Raw genomic sequence first — 2540 nt, 5'->3', positions numbered from 1 at the left:
GTAAGCGCGAATTTCTGCGCACCTTCTGAAGCGCCGTGCTCTCAGGCATGAAGTGTCCACCAAAATAGGTGGACACCAAATCATGGAAGAAGATGAGCAAAGACTGCGGGTGCGGCTTGTGGGTAGTGACGGCCGCCGTCGATATGACCCAGCTTCGGTAGATCGTCTTGTTGCAGCCTGCCTTGAACCGGGGGTCTCGGTATCGCGGCTTGCGCTTGCACACGGCGTGAATGTCAATCTCCTGCGGAAATGGATACAGAGGGCCAAGCGGCTTGGTCATCCTGTGCCTGGGGGTCCGGCGTTCGTTCCGGTTCAGGTCGGTCCCGATCGGAGCCTGGCAGTGCAGCGCAGCAGCTTGGATAAAAGCATCAAGAGGCTGTCTTGTGCGGCCAAGCTGAGCGCTTCACTGCCGAACGGGGTGAGCGTGACGGTGGAATGCAGTGATGTCGATGGTTTGGCCGGAATAATAGGAGCGCTGGGTCATGTTCAGACTTGGCGCTGATCTCAAGGTTTACCTGCATCGCGAACCGATCGACTTTCGGGCCGGCATCAACAGCCTTGCGGTCCTGGTCCAGGAGACGATGGCGCTGGATCCCTTTGCTCCTGCGGTTTTTGCGTTCTGCAATCGCCGGCGTGACCGGATGAAGCTCCTGTTCTTCGACCGGTCCGGTTTTGTGATGGTCCTGAAGCGGTTGACCGAGGACAAGTTCCGATGGCCCCGTCGCGAGGTGCCGATGGTCATGCTGACGACAGAGCAACTGCACTGGATTCTCGATGGCATCGACATCGACGCGATGGTCCGTCATCCGGTGCGGCAATATCAGATCGCCGGCTGAGGATGGCGAATTGAGCTGTTGACGCGGCGAAGCGGTTCAGATTCAAAACTAGGATGACTCGAACCGGCGATCCCAGTGTTGCAGAGCTGATGGCGCAGTTGGCGGCCCATGCTGCCGAAATCGCTGCGCTCAAAGCCGAGAAGGAAGCGCTCTCGCAGCGAGTCGTCAAGCTGGAAGAAGAGCTGGCACTGGCAAAGCTCCATCGCTTTGCCCCCCGCAGTGAAAAGCACATCGATCGTCTCTTCAACGAGGCCGAAGAGGCTGCGGTCGAGGATGACAGCGAGGCAGGCGATGTTGTCGAGCTTCCGGACACGGGCCTGCCAGCGGTAGAAGGTCAAACGGGAAAGAAGCGTGGACGCAGACCTCTGCCGGAAGACCTGCCACGCGAGCGCGTCGAATATGACCTCCCCGACGATCAGAAGTCTTGTCCCTGCTGCCAGGGTCAGATGCATCGCATGGGCGAGACCGTTACCGAGCAGCTTCATATCGAGGTCAAGGCGAAGGTCCTACAGAATGTGCGGTTCAAGTACGCTTGCCGCCATTGCGACCGCACCGGGATCAACACGCCCGTCGTGATCGCACCGATGCCGACGCAGCCCCTGCCGGGCAGCATCGCTACCGCCTCGACGTTAGCCTTCGCGCTCGTCCACAAATACGTCGACGGCACACCGCTTTACCGCGTGGCTCAGACATTTGAGCGTGCTGGTGTTCCGATCAGCCGCGGCGCTCTCGCTCACTGGGTCATCGGCTCAAGCGAGAAGCATCTGAACCGCATCTATGATGCGCTGAAACTGCGGTTGCGATCGCAGCCTCTCATTCATGGCGATGAGACGACAGTCCAAGTCCTCAAGGAAAAGGACAAGGAGGCCACCAGCACATCGTACATGTGGGCATATCGCAGCGGCGAGGACAGTGACGAGCCAATCGTATTGCTCGACTATCGGCCGGGGCGCGGCCAGATCCACCCGCAGACCTTCCTTGGTGACTACCGCGGCATATTGGTGAGCGATGGCTACACGGCCTGGCGCACATTGCATGGCGCAACCCATGTCGGATGCATGGCTCACTCCAGGCGGCGCTTCGTCGAAGCCCTCAAGGCGAGAAAGAATGGCGGCGGCCCGCCGGAGCAAGCGCTCAGGTTCTTCGAGCAGCTCTACCGGATCGAGAGGCAGGCGCGAGACAAGATGCCCGAGGCCAATGAAACGCAGGCCGACTGCATTCGCCGCTTCCGCCAACAGCACAGTTTGCCTGTCCTGAACGCCCTCAAGACGTGGCTCGATAACATCGCGCCAAAGGTCGCACCCGATACCAAGCTCGGCGACGCCGTGTCCTACACTCTGAACCAGTGGGATTATCTGACGCGCTACACCAGCGACGGCAGGATGCCCATCGATAACAACATTCTGGAACGTGACATCAGAGTTTTTGCGACCGGAAGAAAATCGTGGCTGTTCAGCGACACTGCTGACGGAGCCAAGGCCAGCGCAGTGATCTATAGTTTGATGCTGACATGCCGCGCCTGTAGCGTAGACCCTCTGATCTGGCTGCGGCACGTGCTTGCTGAGTTGCCGCAGCGAGACGACGACGCCGACATCGGCGACCTGCTACCGATCAACTTCTCGAAAACATCCACCGCCTAACGGAGCCGGATCTCGCTACCGATGCGAGGCGCGTTCAGCGGTGCATCGAAAATCGCGCTTACGG

At 59.6% G+C, this 2540-nt stretch carries 3 protein-coding genes; all 3 read left to right on the top strand.

Annotated features, from left to right (window positions below):
- The first annotated feature begins 82 nt into the window (after positions 1-82).
- From tnpA to tnpC, 3 genes are read left to right on the top strand one after another with little or no spacing between them, the layout of a single operon-like run.
- Positions 83-502 (top strand): IS66-like element accessory protein TnpA, encoded by a 420-nt coding sequence (gene tnpA, locus K9B32_RS28760; RefSeq protein ID WP_224568771.1) that lies wholly within the window; start codon positions 83-85, stop codon positions 500-502.
- A complete protein-coding gene (gene tnpB, locus K9B32_RS28755) occupies positions 483-836 on the top strand; it encodes an IS66 family insertion sequence element accessory protein TnpB (protein ID WP_224568769.1) in 354 nt (117 codons plus the stop codon). Before tnpA ends, tnpB begins: the two co-directional genes overlap by 20 nt.
- A gap of 53 nt (positions 837-889) precedes the next feature.
- Complete coding sequence (gene tnpC, locus K9B32_RS28750) at positions 890-2476, top strand: IS66 family transposase (protein WP_224568767.1); 1587 nt, start codon at positions 890-892, stop codon at positions 2474-2476.
- The last annotated feature ends 64 nt before the right edge of the window (positions 2477-2540 follow it).

This window comes from Rhizobium sp. 3T7 (genome assembly GCF_020166565.1).
Classification (GTDB): Bacteria; Pseudomonadota; Alphaproteobacteria; order Rhizobiales; family Rhizobiaceae; genus Rhizobium.
This window is presented reverse-complemented; position numbering and strand designations above follow the sequence as displayed.